This window comes from Streptomyces sp. MA5143a (assembly GCF_900290235.1).
Lineage (GTDB): Bacteria > Actinomycetota > Actinomycetes > Streptomycetales > Streptomycetaceae > Streptomyces.
Window position 1 is genome coordinate 1 of the sequence record NZ_OLMK01000004.1, and the last position, 1,025, is coordinate 1,025.

Annotated in this window: 2 protein-coding genes; one reads left to right on the forward strand and one right to left on the reverse strand. The window is 74.1% G+C overall.

The annotated features are described in order from the left end of the window. On the forward strand, nt 1–376 hold a 376-nt coding region (locus SMA5143A_RS01170; RefSeq protein ID WP_308812017.1), incomplete at its 5' end, for an APC family permease. A gap of 159 nt (nt 377–535) precedes the next feature. On the opposite strand, the gene SMA5143A_RS01175 is transcribed toward SMA5143A_RS01170, so the two are convergent. Continuing rightward, nucleotides 536–904: an NTP pyrophosphohydrolase gene (locus SMA5143A_RS01175; protein WP_107460936.1), complete on the reverse strand. Its 369-nt coding sequence runs from the start codon at nt 902–904 to the stop codon at nt 536–538. Nucleotides 905–1,025: the final 121 nt, after the last annotated feature.

The window sequence follows — 1,025 nt, forward strand, 5'->3', positions numbered from 1 at the left end:
GACGATCCTGCTGGGCGTGATCATCGCGATCCTCGCCGGCTTCACCCCGCTGACCGAACTCGCCGCCCTGGTGAACATCGGCACCCTGTTCGCCTTCGTGGTGGTCGCGATCGGTGTGATCATCCTCCGCAGGACCCGCCCCGATCTGCACCGGTCGTTCCGCACCCCCTGGGTGCCGGTCATCCCGATCCTGTCGGTCTGCGCGTCCCTCTGGCTGATGATCAACCTGCCCGCCGAGACATGGCTGCGGTTCGCGTTGTGGATGGTCGCCGGGTTCGTCGTGTACTTCCTCTACGGCCGCTCGCACAGCCGCCTCAGCCGCCGCGAGGAGCCCTCACCGGGCGACGTCGCCCCGCCGCCGGGACGCGGTGCGTAGGAGCCGCCCATCCGCCGCCCCGGCCCGTCCGCCTGACCCGGTGTCACCGACGGTGTCGCGGGCCCCTTCCGGCCCCGTACGGCCCGCTTCCGGGCCTGTACGGGGCCGGATCACGTGGGCCGCGGGTCCGGACCGCGTGACGGCAGCCGTCGTCAGGGGTCAGGTGTCGCCGCGGACCGTGCGCGGGCCCGCCACCTCGGCGCCCAGTTCCCCCACCCGGCGGCGCAGTTCGCGGTCGGCGGTGACGACGAGGGTCGGGCGGTCCCGGCCCTCCTCGGCGACCAGCTGGACGATACGGTCGTCGCCGCTGCCGGGGGCCGTGTCGACCCGTACACCGGGGACGGACTCCACCCCGCGGGCCGCGCCCTCCACGACCATGACGAGCTCCACGGGCTCGTCCCGGCCCGGGACCCCGTCACGGGCGAGCCGGTCCCGCAGACGCTCCGCCGCGCCGTGCCGGTCGCGCCACCAGCCGTCGGGGACGGAACCGATCACGTTCGCGGCGTCGATGATCACGAGGGTCGTCATGCTTCCCCATTGTGGACCCGGGACGGCGACACCCGGTCGGCCGCCCACCGGCGGACCGGCGCGGGCCGGGCATGGAAAGAGGGCCTCCGTCCGGGGACGGAGGCCCTCTTCACACGGCTGC